The 18,448-nt window shown below is 75.1% G+C and carries 10 protein-coding genes and 1 pseudogene; 2 read left to right on the forward strand and 9 right to left on the reverse strand.

Annotated elements, in window-relative coordinates:
* Nucleotides 1–410 precede the first annotated feature (410 nt).
* Nucleotides 411–608: a hypothetical protein gene (locus tag ACIQTO_RS13810; RefSeq protein WP_380577356.1), complete on the reverse strand. Its 198-nt coding sequence runs from the start codon at nucleotides 606–608 to the stop codon at nucleotides 411–413.
* 442 nt (nucleotides 609–1,050) lie between these two features.
* Between ACIQTO_RS13810 and ACIQTO_RS13815 the strand changes: the two are divergent.
* A pseudogene (locus ACIQTO_RS13815) lies at nucleotides 1,051–2,535 on the forward strand (serine/threonine-protein kinase); the annotation flags it as partial.
* 742 nt (nucleotides 2,536–3,277) lie between these two features.
* Here the strand turns inward: ACIQTO_RS13815 and ACIQTO_RS13820 are convergent.
* Entirely contained in the window at nucleotides 3,278–4,087 is an 810-nt protein-coding gene (locus ACIQTO_RS13820; protein WP_402387369.1) for a TrmH family RNA methyltransferase, read from the reverse strand.
* Between the two features lie 97 nt (nucleotides 4,088–4,184).
* On the opposite strand from ACIQTO_RS13820, the gene ACIQTO_RS13825 reads away from it, so the two are divergent.
* Nucleotides 4,185–6,953 carry a SpoIIE family protein phosphatase gene (locus tag ACIQTO_RS13825; RefSeq protein ID WP_402387371.1) on the forward strand — a complete coding sequence of 923 codons (2,769 nt, stop codon included), beginning with the start codon at nucleotides 4,185–4,187 and terminating at the stop codon, nucleotides 6,951–6,953.
* A gap of 401 nt (nucleotides 6,954–7,354) precedes the next feature.
* Here the strand turns inward: ACIQTO_RS13825 and cobA are convergent, their stop codons facing one another.
* The 7 genes from cobA to ACIQTO_RS13860 all read right to left on the reverse strand — a co-directional run bounded on the left by cobA (nucleotide 7,355) and on the right by ACIQTO_RS13860 (nucleotide 18,125).
* A complete protein-coding gene (cobA, locus tag ACIQTO_RS13830; protein WP_402387374.1) occupies nucleotides 7,355–8,650 on the reverse strand; it encodes a uroporphyrinogen-III C-methyltransferase in 1,296 nt (431 codons plus the stop codon).
* A 107-nt stretch (nucleotides 8,651–8,757) separates the two neighbouring features.
* Nucleotides 8,758–12,615: a nicotinate-nucleotide--dimethylbenzimidazole phosphoribosyltransferase gene (gene cobT / locus ACIQTO_RS13835; RefSeq protein WP_402387377.1), complete on the reverse strand. Its 3,858-nt coding sequence runs from the start codon at nucleotides 12,613–12,615 to the stop codon at nucleotides 8,758–8,760.
* Nucleotides 12,616–13,110: 495 nt separating this feature from the next.
* On the reverse strand, nucleotides 13,111–14,376 hold the full coding sequence (gene cbiE / locus ACIQTO_RS13840) for a precorrin-6y C5,15-methyltransferase (decarboxylating) subunit CbiE (protein ID WP_402387380.1): 1,266 nt from the start codon (nucleotides 14,374–14,376) through the stop codon (nucleotides 13,111–13,113).
* 197 nt (nucleotides 14,377–14,573) lie between these two features.
* Entirely contained in the window at nucleotides 14,574–15,275 is a 702-nt protein-coding gene (locus tag ACIQTO_RS13845) for a GNAT family N-acetyltransferase (protein WP_402387383.1), read from the reverse strand.
* Nucleotides 15,276–15,479: 204 nt separating this feature from the next.
* Nucleotides 15,480–16,307 carry a MetQ/NlpA family ABC transporter substrate-binding protein gene (locus ACIQTO_RS13850; RefSeq protein WP_402387386.1) on the reverse strand — a complete coding sequence of 276 codons (828 nt, stop codon included), beginning with the start codon at nucleotides 16,305–16,307 and terminating at the stop codon, nucleotides 15,480–15,482.
* Between the two features lie 58 nt (nucleotides 16,308–16,365).
* Nucleotides 16,366–17,103 (reverse strand): methionine ABC transporter permease, encoded by a 738-nt coding sequence (locus ACIQTO_RS13855; RefSeq protein WP_402387389.1) that lies wholly within the window; start codon nucleotides 17,101–17,103, stop codon nucleotides 16,366–16,368.
* Entirely contained in the window at nucleotides 17,100–18,125 is a 1,026-nt protein-coding gene (locus ACIQTO_RS13860) for a methionine ABC transporter ATP-binding protein (protein ID WP_402387392.1), read from the reverse strand. The genes ACIQTO_RS13855 and ACIQTO_RS13860 overlap by 4 nt, the downstream gene beginning before the upstream one ends.
* Between the last annotated feature and the right edge of the window lie 323 nt (nucleotides 18,126–18,448).

Consider the following 18,448-nt stretch of genomic DNA (forward strand, 5'->3'; position numbering starts at 1 on the left):
CGTATCGCGCACAGTAACCGGCCGGGGCCGTGATCCACCAGGATCACGGCCCCGGCTCTTTGGCGTGCTCCGAGCCGGTGGATGCTCCGAGCCGGTGGATGCTCCGGCTGGTCGGGTGCTCCGGCTGGTCGGGTGCTCCGGCTGACGGGCCCTCTGCCGGGGCCGCTCCGGGGGTGGGCTCGTCCGGGGTGGGCCCCGGGAAAGAAGAAGAGCCGCGTACGGACGCCCTCACCGACGTCCGTACGCGGCGTCTCCGCCTGCCGGGGTGCTCTGTGCACCGCACTCGCCCGTCCGCGAGTCATCGCGGGCACGGCCTTCCCCGGCGGCACCGGCTCCCCGTCCCCAGGGGATCAGTGCCCGTTCAATGGCCGGCCGGGCTGGTGGCCGGCCGGGATTCACAGGGTGATCGGTCAGTGTTTGATCAGATCGGCGACGGCCTGGGCCTGGTTCGCCATCTGCTCCCAGCCTCCGAAGAGCATGACCAGCAGCACCGCGCAGGGCAGCGCGATGGCCAGCGCCACCGCCGGGTGCCTGGTCGGCTCGGCGGCCTGGCGTTGGGTGAAGGCCGGCCGACGGCGGCGGGGGGATCCCGTGAGCTGCGGTGCCATGCCCTCACTCCTGATTCCTGCGCTGTGTGAACGATGTGCTGCTCGTGCCGACCAGTGGCCGAAGTGGACGCGGTGGACGGCTTACCTCGGGGGACGAGCTCCCCGTCCACCGCTGAGGACAACGCTATGGCCCGAGGGGGTAGTCGGACGTCATGCCGTCGTACTGTTCTCCGGGCATCCCCGAGGATGACGCTCCGACTTGAGGACTACTACCGCAGGGGGAGACGCGCTCCACCCCACCCCCGGGGGAACCCTGAGGGCCGACCCCGAGAAGCGTCCGCCGCCCCGTGCGCGACTGTCAGTGCAAGATCGGACAATCGCACGGAGGGTTCAGGTGTTGCGTATCAGCACACCGCAGCAGGCAGTCCGTAAGCTGTGCCCGACAGGAACTGACGATGCCCCAACCGACGGGGCCTCATCCACAGGCTGACGGGGAACGATGATGGCGATGATGCGGCTGAGGCGTGAGGACCCCCGCATCGTCGGGCCGTACCGACTGCACCGGCGGCTCGGAGCCGGTGGCATGGGCGTCGTCTACCTGGGCTCGGACCGGCGCGGGCAGCGGGTCGCGCTCAAGCTGATCCGCGCGGAGCTGGCCGAGGACCTGGAGTTCCGGACCCGCTTCGCGCGCGAGATCGCCGCCGCCTCCAGGATCCGGGGCGGCTGCACGGCGCGGGTGGTCGGCTCCGACATCGAGACCGAGCGGCCCTGGCTGGCCACCGCGTACGTCCCCGGGCCCTCGCTCTACAAGCGGGTCGGCGACGGCGGGCCGCTGAGCTGGCCGGAGGCCGCCAGGATCGGCGCCGCGCTGGCCGACGGACTGGTCAAGGTGCACGAGGCCGGGGTCGTCCACCGGGACCTCAAGCCGTCCAACATCCTGCTCTCACCCCGCGGTCCGCGGATCATCGACTTCGGGATCGCCTGGTCGCGCGGCGCCAGCACGCTCACCCATGTCGGCACGGCGGTGGGCTCCCCCGGCTTCCTCGCGCCCGAACAGGTCCGCGGCGCCGCCGTGACACCCGCGACGGACGTCTTCGCGTTCGGGGCGACGCTGGCGTACGCGCTCACCGGGGACACCCCGTTCGGCTCGGGTGCCTCCTCCGAGGTGATGCTGTACCGGGTCGTGCACGAGGAACCCGACCTGTCCGCCGTACCGCCGCAGCTGGCACCGCTGATCGGGGCCTGCCTGGCGAAGGAGCCCGCCGAGCGGCCCGGTGCGGCCGCCCTGCACGAGCGGCTGAGCGAACTGGCGGCGCGCGGCGGGACCGACGGCCCGCCGGCCGAGCGGCCCGGCCGCGGCGCCGTCGGCCGCGCTGCCGCCGGGGCCCGGCCGAGCGCCCCCGGCCACGGCCCGGCCGCGGCACCGGGACCGGCGGCCGGCGCCGCGCGCGGCGTCCCCGCCCCGGGGCGGGCACCCGACCCGGCCGGCGCGCGGGTCCGGGCCGCCGCGGCGAGCCGCCCGGCCGCCCAGCAACCCGCCGCCGCCCACCCGGGAGTCCACCCGGGACCGCACCACGGCGCAGCCCAGCGGCGGCCGCAGGGCCGGCCCGGGCAGTCCGCCACCACGCCGATGCCCCGCCCCGAGGCGCACACCACCCGGCCGCTGCGCGAACGCCAGCAGACCCCGCCGCCGGGGCGGACCGGCGGGCCCGGTGGCCCGGCGGGCCCCCGCGAGCGGGAGCAGCGGCCGGACCGGCCGCGCGGACAGGCCCGCGACCGGCAGCACACCCCCGTCCCCGGTGGCCGCCCCGGCACCGCCCGGCAGCGGCTGCTGCGGCAGCGGCTGGTGGTCTTCGTCACCGTGACCATCGGTGTGGCGCTCGCCATCGCGGCAGCGCAGGGGTGCGAGAACCGGGACAACCAGAGCCTCGGACCGGTCCGCGGCGGGACGACGGTGAGCGCCGCGCCCGCCGACCAGCCGGGTACCACCGCGCCCGGAGCCGGGCTCTCGGCCGACGGCGCGGCACAGTCCGCGACCCCGCTGGCGGCCGCGGCCGCCGCGGCGGCGCACGGCAACGCGGCGGCGGGGGACGGTGCGCTGGCACCGCCGCAGGGCGCCGGGCCGGTGGTGGACTGGCCCAACCGCAGCTACCCCGATCCGGCGGGCGGCCCGCCGATCACCCTGCGGGACGGACGCTCGGCGGGGGCCGGGCCCCAGGTCGCGCTCAGCGCCGTCCTCCCGGCCCGCTACAAGGGCGCTCCGGCCGCCCTGGTGGTGCTGCGCCGGGCGGAGGGCTCCGTGCCGGCCGACCTGGTCCAGCTGTTCGCCTTCACCGGGGACGCACCGGTGGCGCTGGCCTCCCGCTCGTCGGCCGCCGATCCGCAGGCGACAGCCACCTGGCGGCTCGACAACGGCGCGCTGGTCCGCGAGGAACGGGGCGCCCAGAGCGGCGCGTCGGCCTCCACCCGCTACACGGTGCGATCGGACGGGACCATCGAGGAGTCCTGGCCCGGTGCCCCCACCCTGACCGTCACACCGCCGCCCGCCGCCGCGCCCGCCCCGCCGACGGCCCCGGCCGGCTGACCCCCGGCGGGTGGGTGCCCCGTCCTCGGGACGGGGTCCGGCCGCTCGTACGCCGGAAGTCGGCCGGTCCGACTTCCCACTCCCCCGGCCTTCCGGCCCCGCTCCTCGACCACCCCGGCGGGAGGGCATGCCCGCCCGGCGGGCGTCAGGCCGTGGCGGTGACGGCGTAGAAGGCCACGGCCGCGGCGGCGCCGACGTTGAGGGAGTCGATGCCGTGCGCCATCGGGATACGGACCGGGTGGTCGGCGAGGGCCAGGGCCTGGCGGGTGAGGCCGTCGCCCTCGGCGCCGAGCATCAGGGCCGCCTTGGGGAGGCGGTGCGGGGCCAGGGCGGCCAGGTCGACGGAGCCCTCGGCCGGGGTGAGGGCGAGCAGACCGAAGCCGGCGGCGCGCACGCTGTCCAGCGCGGCCGGCCACGGCTCCAGCCGCGCGTAGGGGACGGCGAAGACGGCGCCCATGGAGACCTTGACGGCGCGCCGGTACAGCGGATCCGCGCAGTCGGGCGAGAGCAGCACGGCGTCCATGCCGAGCGCGGCCGCGCTGCGGAAGATCGCGCCCAGGTTGGTGTGGTCGACCAGGCCCTCCAGCACGGCCACCCGGCGGGCTCCGGCCAGCAGCTCGGCGGCGTCCGGCAGCGGCCGGCGCTCCATCGAGGCGAGCGCGCCGCGGTGGACGTGGTAGCCGGTGACCGCCTCGGCCAGCCCCGGTTCGACCACGTGGACGGGGGCGTCGGCCTCGGCGATCACGTCCGCCATCACGTCCAGCCACTTGGCGGTCAGCAGCATCGACCGCATCCGGTAGCCGGCGGCCAGGGCCCGGCGGATGACCTTCTCGCCCTCCGCGATGAACAGGCCCTCGGCGGGTTCGCGGCGGCGGCGGAGTTCGACGTCGGTCAGACCGGTGTAGTCCCCGAGGCGCGGGTCGGTGGGGTCGGTGATGGTGCTGGGTTCGGACACCCTGCGATCTTGCCAAGCCGGGGTGGAGAAGGCCAAACGGCCCAGGGAGGGAAGTCCCGGCCTTGGCCTGTAGGTGCATCGAGTGCAAATATGACGTATGGCCCGTTTTCCGGGCCGATCATGGGCTCCGTCGGCCTCTGGCACATCCGGTTCCGCCACCTCATCCCGTGCCGCTGGTACCGCCGGCTCTTCCGGTGGGCGCCCACACGGTCGGCAACAGCAGCCGAAAGGGGCTCGGCCGAGGCCGGTGAAGCGCCGGTCCGTGGCCGGGCAGGTCTTCGCGCTGCAGGTGGTGGTGGTGCTGCTGCTGGTCGCCGCCGCCGTGGTCGCGCTGGTGGTGCAGTCCCGCAACGACGCCCAGCACGAGGCGACCAACCGGTCGGTGGCGGTCGCGCAGACCTTCGCCAACTCGCCGGGCATCGTCGAGGCGCTGCGCTCCCCCGACCCCACCGCGATCCTGCAGCCGAAGGCGCAGGCGGCCGCGCTCAACGCGGGGGTGGATTTCATCGTCGTCCTCAACACCGACGGCATCCGCTACACCCACCCCAATCCGGCCCGGATCGGCCAGAAGTTCGTCGGCGACTACCAGCCCGCCTTGCAGGGGCAGGTGGTGACCGAGCACGTCAACGGCACGATCGGACCGCTGGTCCAGGCGATCGTGCCGGTCCGCGCACCGGACGACTCGGTGGTCGGCATGGTCTCCGCGGGGGTCACCATCGCCAACATCAGCAGCGCGAGCCAACGGCAGCTGCCCGTGGTGCTGGGCGCCGCGGCGATCGCGCTCGGGCTGGCCACCTGCGGCACGGCACTGGTCAGCCGGCGACTGCGGCGGCAGACCCACGGGCTCGGCCCGGCCGAGATGACGCGGATGTACGAGCACCACGCGGCGGTGCTGCACGCGGTGCGCGAGGGTGTGCTGATCGTCGCGGGCGACGGGCGGCTGCTGCTCTGCAACGACGAGGCGCGCCGGCTGCTGGACCTGCCGGCCGACGCCGAGGGCCGGCTGGTCACCGAGCTCGGCCTGGACCGGGCGCCCGAGGAGCTGCTGACCGCCAACCGGCCGGTCACCGACGAGGTGGTGCTGGCCGGCGAGCTGCTCCTGGCGGTGAACGTCCGGCTGACCGACCGCGACGGCGGGCCCCCGGGCTGCGTCGCCACCCTGCGTGACTCCACCGAACTGCTGGCGCTGTCGGGGCGGGCCGAGGTCGCGCAGCGGCGGCTGCGGCTGCTGTACGACGCCGGGGTGACGGTGGGCAGCTCGCTCGATGTGACGCGGACGGCCCAGGAGCTGGCCCAGGTGGCGGTGCCGCGGTTCGCCGACTTCGTCAGCGTGGACCTGGCCGAGCAGGTGCTGGAGGGCGACGAGCCGCCGCAGGGGCAGGCCCTCGGGCAGATGCGGCGGGCGGCGTTCAGCGGCGTCCGGGACGACTCGCCGTTCTATCCGGTCGGCACCGTGCTGGAGGTCGTGCCGTCGACGCCGCTGGCGGGGGCGCTGGACAGCGGGCTGCCCGGCTTGGAGCCACGGCTCGCGGAGGCGGACGCCTGGCGGGCCCAGGACCCGGAGCGGTCGGCGCAGGTGGTGGAGTACGGGGTGCACTCGCTGGTGCGGGTGCCACTGCGGGCCCGCGGGGTCCTGCTCGGGGTCGCCCGGTTCTGGCGGGCGGACCGGGCGGAGCCGTTCGACGAGGAGGACCTGGCGCTGGCCGAGGAACTGGTCTCGCACGCCGCGGTCTGCATCGACAACGCCCGCCGCTACACCCGCGAGCACGCGATGGCGGTGACGCTGCAGCACAGCCTGTTGCCGCGCAGCCTGCCCCCGCAGAACGCGCTGGACGTGGCGCACCGGTACCTGCCGGCGCAGGCGGGCGTGGGCGGGGACTGGTTCGACCTGATCCCGCTGCCGGGCGCGCGGGTCGCGCTGGTGGTCGGGGACGTGGTGGGGCACGGCTTGCACGCGGCGGCGACGATGGGGCGACTGCGCACCGCGATCCACAACTTCTCCACGCTCGACCTGCCGCCGGACGAGTTGCTCGGGCACCTGGACGAGCTGGTGAACCGGATCGACCAGGAGGAGTCGGCGACCGGCGGTTCGGCGGCGGTCACCGGCGCGACCTGCCTGTACGCGATCTACGACCCGGTGTCCCGGCGCTGCACGCTGGCCAGTGCGGGGCACCCGCCGCCGGCGCTGGTCGGACCGGACGGCCGGGTGGAGTTCCCGGAGCTGCCGACCGGGCCGCCGCTCGGTCTGCGCGTGCTGCCGTTCACCACGGCAGAGCTGGAGGTGGCGGAGGGCAGCCGGCTGGTGCTGTACACGGACGGGCTGGTGGAGGACCGCGAGCGGGACATCGACGAGGGGCTGGAGCTGCTGCGGGCGGCGCTCACCGGGCCGCCGCGGACACCGGAGCAGACCTGCGCGGACGTGCTGGGCGCGATGCTGCCGGCGCGGCCGCAGGACGACATCGCGCTGCTGGTGGCGCGGACCCGGGTGCTGGCCGCGGACCAGGTGGCGGAGTGGGAGGTGCCGTCCGATCCGGCCGCGGTGGGCAGGGTGCGGGCGGCGGTGGCCGAGCGGCTGGAGCAGTGGGGGCTGGACGAGGCGGCGTTCGTCACCGAGCTGATCCTGAGCGAGCTGGTCACCAACGCGATCCGGTACGGGCGGGGACCGATCCGGGTCCGGCTGCTCCGTGACCGGGCGCTGATCTGCGAGGTGTCCGACGCCAGCAGCACCTCGCCGCATCTGAAGTACGCGGCCACGACGGACGAGGGCGGGCGTGGGCTCTTCCTGGTCGCGCAGTTCGCGGACCGCTGGGGTACCCGCTACACGGCCAGCGGCAAGGTCATCTGGACGGAGCAGCCCTTGGAGTGACCGTGGCCGAGCGGTGGGGGGTGCGGAGTGGGAAGTCGGCTGGGCCGACTTCCCACTCCCCGCTGTTTGCAAAGGTGCACCTTTGCAAACAGCGGGGAGGACGGCGCTGGAAGGCAGGGGCCGGGGCGGCGCCTGGGGCCGACCGGGCAGGTGGGCCGGGCCGGGTCGACGGAGGCAGGCCGTCCGGTCGAGGCAGGTGGGCCGCGTCGCGGAGCAGGTGGGACGGTCGGTGCGTACGTGACGGTGGCCGTGGGGCAGGTCGCGGCGGGGCCCCGAGGCGCACCTCAGGGCCCCGCTGTTTGCAAAGGGTTGGCTTTGCAAACAGCGGGGTCGGGCCTGGGTGCGCGAGGGGTGGCTCAGGCGAGGTCCGCGGGGACGGGCCCGGGCGGGCGAGCGGTGGCTCAGGCGAGGGACACGGGGAGGGTGGGGAACGCGGGGGCCAGGACGTTGACCACGTCGCCGATGACGATCACGGCCGGGGGCTTGATCTGCTCCGCCTCGACGGTGGCCGCGACCGTGGCGAGCGTGGCGTCCACCCGGCGCTGGGCCGCCGTGGTCCCCTCCTGGACAACGGCCACCGGGGTGTCGGCCGGGCGGCCGCACGCGATCAGCTTGTCCGCGATGGCGCCGATCTTGTCGACGGCCATCAGCAGCACCAGGGTGCCGGTCATCCGCGCGACGGCCTCCCAGTTGGTCAGCGAGCGCTCGTCGGCCGGGCCGACATGCCCCGAGATCACCGTGAACTCGTGCGTCATCCCCCGGTGGGTGACCGGCACGCCGACCGCCGCCGGGACGCTGATCGAGCTGGAGATCCCCGGGACCACGGTGACCGGCAGTCCGGCCTCCGCGCAGGCCAGCAGCTCCTCACCGCCGCGCCCGAACACGTACGGGTCGCCGCCCTTGAGCCGGACCACGAACTTGCCGGCCTTGGCGTGCTCAATGAGCGTCCGGTTGATCGCCTCCTGGGCCATGAACCGCCCGTACGGGATCTTGGACGCGTCGATCACCTCGACGTGCTCGGGCAGCTCGGCGAGCAGCTCGCGCGGGGCGAGCCGGTCGGCCACCACCACGTCGGCGTCGGCGAGCAGCCTGCGGCCGCGCACGGTGATCAGGTCAGGGTCCCCCGGACCGCCGCCGACCAGGGCCACGCTCCCCGCGCCCGGCGGCCGGGAGGCACCCCCGACCCCGTGCGAGCGGTACTGGCGGGTGGCCAGCGAGCCGTCCCGCAGGCCGTCCACGATGGCGTCGCGCAGGCCGGCGGAGTGCCGCGGGTCGCCGGTGAGGACGGCGACGGTGGCGCCCGCGTCGCGGCCGCTGGCCGGGGTCCAGGCGGTGGCGGCGGCCGCGTCGTCGCTGCGGGCGCAGAACACCCGCTCGCGCTCCGCCTCGGCACTGACCGCCACGTTGACCGCCGGGTCGTCGGTGGCGACCAGCGCGTACCAGGTGTCGGCCAGGTCGCCGTCCTGGTAGCGGCGCTCGTGCCAGGTGACCTCACCGGCGTCGGCCATCGCCTGGACGGCGGGGGTGGTGGTCGGCGATATCAGGTGCAGGTCCGCGCCGGCGGCGATCAGCGCGGGCAACCGGCGCTGGGCGACATGGCCGCCGCCGACCACGACGACGCGGCGGCCGGCGAGCAGCAGGCCGACCGGGTACGGGGTCCGGCCCTCGGTGCCGGGGTGCGGGTTGGGCGCGGTCATGGGCGGAACTCCTGGATCAGGGTGAGGGTGCGGTGGGGGTACGGCGCGGCACCGCTCCGCGGGCCGGCGCGCCCTCGGGCCGGTCCACGGAGCGGTGCGGGCGGACGTCAGGCCTTCTCGGTGACCCCGGCGGAGTCGAACGTGGCTACATCGTGCATCGCCCGGGCCGCACTCTGCACCAGCGGCAGGGCCAGCAGGGCACCGGTGCCCTCGCCGAGCCGCAGGTCGAGGTCGATCAGCGGACGCAGGCCGAGCTTGGCCAGCGCGGCCTGGTGGCCGGGCTCGGCGGAGCGGTGGCCGGCGATGCAGGCGGCGAGCACCTCGGGAGCGATCGCCTTGGCGGCCAGCGCGGCCGAACCGGCGATGACACCGTCCAGGATCACCGGGGTGCGCAGCGACGCCGCGCCGAGCAGGAACCCGGCGATGGCCGCGTGCTCCAGACCGCCGACGGCGGCGAGGACGCCGATCGGGTCGGCCGGGTCCGGCTGGTGCAGGGCGAGCGCGGCACGGACGACCTCGACCTTGCGGGCGTGGGTCTCGTCGTTGATGCCGGTGCCGCGACCGGTGACCTCGGCCGGGTCGAGCCCGGTGAAGACCGCGATCAGGGCGGCGGAGGCGGTGGTGTTGGCGATGCCCATGTCGCCGGTGACCAGGGCCTTGTTGCCGGCGGCCACCAGGTCGCGGGCGGTCTCGATGCCGATTTCGAGGGCCTTGAGGGCCTCCTCGCGGGTCATCGCCGGGCCCTGGGTCATGTCCCCGGTGCCGGGCCTGACCTTGCGCGGCAGCAGGCCGGTGGTCCGGCCCTGCTGGATGGCGTCGGGCAGTTCGGCGGCGACGCCGACGTCGACCACGCAGACCTCGGTGCCGATCTGCTTGGCGAAGGCGTTGATCACCGCTCCGCCGGCCAGGAAGTTGCCGACCATCTGGGCGGTGACCTCCTGCGGCCAGGGGCTGACGCCCTGGGCGTGGACACCGTGGTCGCCGGCGAAGATCGCCACGCAGGCGGGCTCCGGGATCGGCGGCGGGCACTTGCGGGAGAGTCCGGACAGCTGCGCGGAGATGATCTCCAGCATGCCGAGCGAGCCGGCCGGCTTGGTCATCCGCTTCTGGCGGTCCCAGGCCTCGCCGAGCGCCTTGGCGTCGAGCGGGCGGATTCCGCGCAGGGTCTCGGACAGCAGGCTGTGCGGCTCCTCGCCGGGCAGCGCGCGGTTGCCGTACTGCTCCTCGTGGACGACCCAGGAGAGCGGTCGCTTCTTGGCCCAGCCCTGCTGCTGGAGCTCGGGCTCGTCCGGGAAGGCGTCGACGTAGCCGACGCAGAGGTAGGCGACGACCTCCAGGTGCTCGGGCAGGCCGAGCTCGCGGACCATCTCCTCCTCGTCGAAGAAGCTCACCCAGCCGACGCCGAGGCCTTCGGCGCGGGCGGCCAACCAGAGGTTCTCGACGGCGAGGGCCGCCGAGTAGGGCGCCATCTGGGGCTGGGTGTGCCGGCCCAGGGTGTGGCGGCCGCCGCGGGTCCGGTCGGCGGTGACCACGATGTTGACGGGCGTCTCGAGGATGGCCTCGATCTTGATTTCCTTGAACTGCTTGGCCCGGCCCTTGGGGAGCGAGTCGGCGTAGGCCTCGCGCTGGCGCTCGGCCAGTTCGTGCATCTTGCGGCGGGTCTTGGCCGAGCGGATCACGACGAAGTCCCAGGGCTGGGAGTAGCCGACGCTGGGCGCGGTGTGGGCGGCCTCCAGGACGCGGATCAGCACCTCGTGCGGGATCGGGTCCGGGCGGAAGCCGTTGCGGATGTCGCGGCGCTCACGGATGACCTGGTGGACGGCCTCGCGGCCGGCGTCGTCGTAACCGGGGGCGGCCGGGCCGCGCGGCTCGGCGGGCTCCTCCACGGGCTCCTCCGCGGCCGGCTCCTCGACGGCGGGCTCCTCTGCGGCCTCGACGGGCGCGGCGGCGGCAGGCTCGCCAGCCACGACGGGCTCGGCGGGGTCCGTGGCTCCGGCGGTTTCGGCCTCGGGGCCGACGGCCTCGGCGGCTTCAGGCCCGGCTTCGGCCTCGGCCCCGGCGGCCGGCTGCTCCGGGAGCGCCTCGGGGGCCGCCTCGGCAACGGCATCGGCCTCCACAGCGGCGGTGGTGCCGGCGGCCTCGGCCGGGCCCTCCTGCGGCTGCTCGGCCTCCGCGAGCACGACGGCCTGGCCGGAGGGCATCTCACCGGTGCCGACGGCGGTCTCGGCGGACACCTCGACGACGGCCCCGGAGTGGCCCTCGGCCTCGGCGGGAGCGTGGACAGGGGTCTGGGCCTCGGCAGGGGCCTGGGCCTGCTCATCGGCGCCCACGGCCTGGACCTCCGGGACCGGGACCTCCGCGGCCTGGACGTCCGAAGCCTCGGCGTCCGAGGTCGGGACGTCCGAGACCGGGACGTCCGAGACCGGGGCGTCCGAAGCCTCGGCGTCCGGGGCCGCCTCGACGGCGGGCTGCTCCGGCTCGGTGTCCGGCACCGGCTCGACGGCGGGGGCCTCGGTCTGCTCGGCGGCCGCTATGGGGACGGACTGCTGCTCCGCGCCCTCCGCGACGGCCTGGACCGGCTCCGTCCCCTCGATCTGCGGAAGACCGTGCGGGGTGGGAGCGGCGAGGAAGGCCGAGATCCGGCGGGGCTGACCGGCCTGGGCGGCCGGCTGCTGCGGCGCGGGCTGGGCGGCGGCCTCGGCGGCCGGCTCCTCGGGGCCGGCCTGGGGAGCGGTCTGCTCGACGGCGGACAGGCCGGTCGTCACCGGGTCGGCGGCGGGCGCCTGGATCCCGGTGGGCTGCTCGGGCTGCCCGGTGACGGGCGCCTGCGCCTGGCCCGGCACGGTCTCGGCCGGGCCGACGGGCTGCCCGACGGACTGGTCGGCGACGGACTCCGCACCGGCCTCGGGCGCCGGTCCGGCGGCGAGCACCTCGGCGGCCACCGCGGCCTCGACGGCCGGACCGGCCGCCTCCACCACGTCCACGACCTGCGCGGCCGCCTCGGCGACGGGGATCCCGGTGTACTGCGGGGCCTGCGGAGCGTCCTGGACCGGCTGGACGCCCTGAACGTCCGCCAGCGGCTGGGCCGGGGCCACCGGCTGCTGCAGCACCGGCTGGGCGGGCGCCACGGGCTGGGCCGGCACGGGCGCGGCGGCCTGCGGCTCCGGCTGTCCGACGACGACCGGGATGCCGTGGGCGGGCGTACCGCCCTGCGACGGGCCGCGGTCGGCGAGCGAGCGCACCGGGACCTGGCCGGTCATCAGCGACGGGTCCGGGATCGGGGGGCCGGCGTGCAGCGGGCGGCGGGGCTGCTGAGCCGCCGTCAGCGACTCCTGGCCCTGCGGCTGACCCTGCGGCGGGAACGGGTTCTGCGGGGCCTGGCCCTGGAGCGGCGCCGGCTGCGGCTGCCCCTGGAACTGCTGGGCGGCCGGGTCGGCCACGCCGAGGAGCGGCGGCTCCAGCGGCGGCCAGGACGGCTCGACCGGAGTGCCGGGAACGCCGTGCTGGTCGCCGGTCTGCTCACCGGGGCCGGCCACCGGCGGCTCGCCCCAGGAGCCCTGCGGACCGGGCATCAGCAGCACGTCGTCCTCGTCGTCGAGGAGGAGGTCCGGCTGGTCGGGCTGGTCGAGGAAGTGGAACGCGGGGCGCGGGGCACCCGGGTCGGCTCCCCAGCCCTCGCCGGGAGCGCCCTGGACGCCGTAGCCGGTCCCGCCGAGCGGCTGCGGCGCGCCGACGAGGCCCTGGGCGGGAACCGTGCCGATGCCCTGCGGCACCGCGCCGGGCAGGCCGTTCCCCGGCGCCGCGGGGTTCGGGATCAGGCCGCCGTCCAGCGCGACACCCTGGACGGGTGCGACGCCCTGCACGGGTGCGGCAGTCGCTACGCCCTCCGGGCCGCCGAGTGGGTCGGACCCCGTGAGCAGGTGCTCCGGCAGTCCCTCGTTCGGGACGTGGCCGCCATCGGTCATGTCAAAGCTCCTTCCAGGCCGCTGCCGCGCCCTTGGCGACGCGATCACCGACCGCAGCGCCCATCCGCACGGGCCGGGCCTTGCAACCGGCCCGCCCCTCAACCACACGCGGCCGCCGCGCCGAGGCGCTGCGGCCGAAGTCTTTCCGGCGCGCTGCGGCACCCCGGCCCGCACCACCCGGGTGGGGCGGCGCGCCATCTGAAACAACGACAAGGCGGGGCAACCGGCAACGACCGCACCGGACCCTACGGCATTCTCCAGGTCCGGCACGCGGCCCGTCGAATTGCCCACACTCCGAGCCGTTCCGGGTTGCACCGCGTCAAAAAGGCGACAAACCGACCGGATCGGGCGAGCCACCGGACGCCGCAGCCGTCCCGGACGCCACACTACCGGCCCGGCGCCGCCACCTCTCGAATCGGTGTCCGGATGCGACCTGGATCACCGCCGGGGGGCTCGGAATCACCACCGGGGCGACCGGCGGGCCGCACCTCGCCTTCACACGATCTGCTCACCCCAGAGCAGGAGCACGCCGGGCTCCCCCGCCGCGAGCCCCAGGCCGCCGTCGGGCCCGGCCGGTCGCAGCGGCGTGGACTGCAGCAACGCGCCGTCGGCCCGGTAGCCGGCCTCCACGACGGCACGGCGGATCTCCTCCGCCTCGGTGAGGGTGCGGGCCACCGCCACGAACCGCTCGGGCCGGCGGGCCAGGACGGCGCGCGCCACCGTGATGCCACCGGCCTCGACGACGGCCGCGTCGGGCTCCGGCAGACCGCCGAGCACCTCCGGGCCGGAGCCGTGGACGGTCTCCACCTCGACGCCGAACCGCCGGGCGTTGACCGTCAGCCGGGCGCAGGCGGAGCGGTCGGCCTCGACCGCGACGACGGCCGCGCCGAACCGGGCGGCCTCGACGGCGAGCGCGCCGCTGCCCGCGCCGACCGACCAGACCAAGTCCCCCGGACGGGCGCCCAGCCGGGCCAGCACGAGGGCGCGCGCGTGCGCGGGCAGCGCCTCCGGTGCGCCGGGCGCATCCTCCGCGCGCCCGGCGCCCGTGTAGGCGTCGCCGGGGAGCGCCCAACCGCGGTCCGGGCCGGGGTAGCCGACGGGGCGTCCGGCCAGCCAGCCGGCCGCCTCGCCCACCGCGCCCGCCTGCGGGCCGCCGCTGTTGCCGCCGATGACCAGCACCACGTTCGGGTCGCGCCAGCTGTGGTCGGCGACCCGGTCGGAGGTGAGGACGGTGACGTCCTCCTCGGGGGTGCCGAGGGCCTCGCAGACCACGAAGGTGCGGTGCACCCCGCGCAGCATCAGGGCGAGTTCGCCCGGCCCGGCGCCGGGCGCGGTGAGCACGGCGACCTTGGGATGGGCCCGGCAGATGTTCGCGGCGCGGCGCAGCCGTCCGCCGTGGGCGCTGACCACCTGGGCGTCCTCCCAGGGCATGCCGGCGCGGGCGAAGGCGGTGGCGACGGTGGAGACGGCGGGCAGGACTTCGAGTTCGAGGCCGTACTCGGGGCGGCGCAGGGTGCGGACGACGCCGAAGAAGCCGGGGTCGCCCTCGGCGACGACGACGGCGGCGCCGCGGTGTTCGGCGATCCGGTGGGCCGCGAGCCGGACGTTGCCGAGGACGAGCCGCTCGGCGGCGGGGGGCACCGGGAGGGCGTTGAGTTGGTAGGGGGCGCCGGCCACCAGGGTGGCGGCGGCGAGCGCCGCGCCGGCGGCCTCGGTCAGCGGGGTGCCGTCCCACCCGATGACCGTGATCCGGTCAGCCATCTGCGGCCGTTCTCCCTCGCCTCGGTGCGCCGACATGCCGCGCCCGCGTACGGCGCCGCTGGAGAGGCTACCGGGTGTGTTCCCCTCGGCGCCGACATCTCGCACACATGTCCGGCACTCGTCGGCCGCCGCTCCCCCGCCGCTCCCCCGCCGGTCGGCTCGCGGCCCGCCGGGCCGGCTGGTGACTGGTGACTGGGTCAGTCGCGCAGGACGTAGCGGTGGTCGCCGTGCCAGGCGCTCTCCGGCTCGGCCGGGTTCTCCATGTCCTCGGGGAGCAGGCTCCACAGGATGAGGTCGCTGCGGCTCTCGGTCCCGCTCCGGCGGCCGGCCGGCGCTCCGGCTCCGCCCGTGCCCGCCACGGCGCTCTCACCGGTCCCGTCGGTCCCGCCGGATTCACCGCGCACTATCCAGGCACTGCGCAGCACGCCCTCGCTGATCGCGCCGACCTTCTGGGCGACCTGCTGGGCGGCGGTGTTGCCGGCCGCGGTGCGCATCTCCAGGCGCAGGAAGCCGCGGTCCTCGAACAGCCACTGCGCGGTGCCGAGGACGGCCTCCGGCGCGTAGCCCTCGCCGCGGGCCCAGGGGGCGGTGACGTAGGCGATCTCGGTGGCGCGCAACCGCCAGTCGGTGTTGCGCAGTTCGACCAGGCCGACCAGGCGCTCGGTGAGGTGTTCGGCGACGGCGAAGACGATGCCCCGGCCGGCCGCGCGGTGGGCGGGGGCGAGGGTGCGGGCGAGTTCGGCGGCGTAGGCCTCGGTGAAGGGGTACGGGAGGTCGGTCCAGTCGAGGACGAGTTCGTCGGCCATCATCGCGGCCAGGCCGGCGGCGTCGTGCTCCGCAAGGGGGCGCAGCAGCAGCCGTTCGGTGCTGATGGCGGTCTCGGGGAAGCTCGCTGCCATGCCGTCTCTCCTCGCCGGGTCGTGGACACACCGTACGCCTCGCCGGTACCCCGGGTGTCGCGCGGTGCGCGGACCGCACGACGGTACGTCAGAACACGGTCGGTCAGGGCACCACTGGTGCATACTGCCCGACCGGGCCCCCGCCGAGGTGCGGCGGGGGCCCGGTCGTGGTGGCGCGGTCGGCGGTACCGGGTGGGGCGCCGGTCAGAACGCCGGGATGACGGAGCCCTTGAAGGTGTCGTCGATGTACTTCTTGACCTCGGCGGAGTGGAGCAGCTCGGCGAGCTTCTTGACCCGGGGGTCGTTCTCCTTGCCCTGCTTGACCGCGAGGATGTTGGCGTAGGGGTTGCCCTCGGCCTTCTCCAGCAGCAGCGAGTCACCGGCGGGCTTGAGGCCCGCGTCGAGGGCGTAGTTGCCGTTGATGACGGCGGCGTCGAGGTCGTCGATGGAGCGGGGCAGCTGGGCGGCCTCCAGCTCCTTCCACTTGAGGTTCTTCGGGTTGGCGGTGACGTCGGCGGGGGTCGCGGCGGTGCCGACGCCGGCCTTGAGGGTGATGAGGTTGTTGTCGGCGAGCAGCTTGAGCGCGCGGCCCTCGTTGGTGGCGTCGTTGGGCAGGCCGACGGTGGCGCCGTCCTTGAGGTCGCCGATGGTCTTGACCTTCTTGGAGTACACGCCCAGCGGCTCCAGGTGGACCGGCTCGACGGAGACGATCTGGGTGCCGTGCTTCTTGTTGAAGTCCTCCAGGTACGGCACGTGCTGGAAGTAGTTCGCGTCGGCCGAGCCGTCCTGCACCGCGGTGTTGGGGGTCACGTAGTCGGTGACCTCCTTGATGGTGAGCTTGAGGCCGGCCTTCTCCGCGAGGTTGTCCTTGACGTACTTGAGGATCTGACCGTGCGGGGTGGGGCTGGCGACCACGGTCAGCGGGGCGTTCGGGTCGGAGGAGCCGGACGAGCCGGAGCTTCCGCAGGCGGCCAGCGAGAGGGCGATGCCGGCGGTGGCGAGGACGCTGGTGAACTTCAGGGCGTTGCGCACGAAAAGTGCCTTTCTGCGTGATACGGGGAGCCGCGTCCGGAGGCGGACGTCGGGAGGTCTAGGAGGCGACGAGGTCCTCGTCGGGGGCGGCCGGGGCCTTGCCGCGCGGGCCGAGCAGGCGGGTCCGGCCGCCGCCGCGGCCTCGGTTGGCGAGGCGGCTCACGGCCCAGTCGCCGAGCAGCTGGACGACGGTGACGATGATCACCAGTTCCGCGACGATGATCCACATGAAGGCGGTCTCGAAGCGGAAGTAGCCGTAGTTGATGGCGAGGGTGCCGAGGCCCCCGCCGCCGACCACGCCGGCCATCGCGGAGTAGCTGATCAGCGTGATGATCGTGGTGGTGACCGAGGCGGCCAGGCCGGGCAGCGACTCGGGGAGCAGCGCCTTGCGGACGATCGTCCAGGTGGAGGCGCCCATCGCCTGCAGGGCCTCGATCAGGCCGCGGTCGACCTCGCGGACGGAGGTCTCGACGAGCCGGGCGAAGAAGGGGATCGCGCCGATGGTGAGCGGCACGGTCGCGGCCTCCCAGCCGATGGAGGTGCCGACCAGCCAGCGGGTGAAGGAGATCAGGGCGATCATCAGGATGATGAACGGCACCGAGCGGACGATGTTCACGACCGCGCCGAGCACCTTGTTGACCGGCCGGTTCTGCAGCAGCCCGCCCTTGTCGGTGAGCACCAGCAGCACGCCGAGCGGCAGGCCGACCAGGACGGTGCCGACGGTGGCGACGCCGACCATCTGGAGGGTCTCCCAGGTGGCGGGCCACATCAGTTCCTGCATCTGGTCCCAGGTCATGCCACCGCTCCGTTCGCCGTGTCGAGCACGTCCACCTGCAGGCCCTGCTCGCGCAGGAAGCCGATCGGCACCACGTTGTCCTGGTGGCCGCCGGAGAGCTCGACCCGCATCCGGCCGACCATGCGGCCGGCGATGGTCTCGACGGCGGCGCCGAGGATGTTGATGTCGATCTGGTAGGTGCGGGCGAGCTGGGAGACGAAGGGCTGGGCGGAGGTGTCGCCCTGGAAGGTGATCTCCAGCACGGTGCTGCCGGGGTGGCCGGTGCCGAACTCGCTGAGCGGGAAGAGTTCGCGGGCGAGTTCGGAGCCGGGCTTGGCCAGCAGGTCGGTGAGTCCGCCGGACTCGACCACGCGGCCGCCGCGCATCAGGGCGGCGGAGTCGCAGACGGACTTGATGACGTCCATCTCGTGGGTGATCAGCAGGACGGTGAGGCCGAGCTGCTGGTTGAGGTCGCGCAGCAGCTTGAGGATCGAGCGGGTGGTCTCGGGGTCGAGGGCCGAGGTGGCCTCGTCGGAGAGCAGCACCTTGGGGTCGCCGGCGAGGGCGCGGGCGATGCCGACGCGCTGCTTCTGGCCGCCGGAGAGCTGGCCGGGGTAGCTGCGGGCCTTGTCGCCGAGGCCGACCAGGTCGAGCAGTTCGGCGGCCCGGCGGCGGCGCTCGGTGCGGTCCAGGCCGATGATCTCCAGCGGGAGTTCGACGTTCTGCTGCACGGTGCGGGAGGCGAGCAGGTTGAAGTGCTGGAAGACCATGCCGATCCGGCGGCGTGCCTCGCGCAGCTCCTTGCCGGCCCGGTTCTCGCCGCCGGCGAGCGCGGTGAGCTCGACGCCGTCCACGGTGACGGTGCCGGAGCTGGGGCGTTCGAGCATGTTGACGCAGCGGATGAGGGTGGACTTCCCGGCACCGCTGGTGCCGACGACTCCGTAGACCTCGCCGGGGCGCACGTGCAGGTCGACGCCGGCGAGGGCGGTCACCTCGCGGCCGCGGGCGCGGTAGACCTTGGTGAGGTCCGTGGTGGTGATCACAGCTGCTTCCGTGGGTCGGGGGTGGACGGCGTTGGGCCGCCGGGCCGGGTTGCGGTCGGCGGGAGGGACGGTGTCGCACCAGGGGGATCCGGACCTGCCACCTCTTGATCGTCGCCGCTGGGCGGCCGGGCCGCGCGACGGCGTGGCCCTTACGAGTCATCAGGGAGCGCCACCGGCCCGTGGGTGGGCAGGCGGAGGCGGTGGGTGGTGCCGTGGCAGGGGGGGCTGCTCGCACTGACGGGAGCAGACCGGGTCTCGCTTCGGGGCGCGAGGGGGAGGACCCCGGCCGGCGGCCGGGGAGGGGACGATGGCCCTCAGCGGTG

Source organism: Kitasatospora sp. NPDC091207 (assembly GCF_044768625.1).
Lineage (GTDB): Bacteria > Actinomycetota > Actinomycetes > Streptomycetales > Streptomycetaceae > Kitasatospora.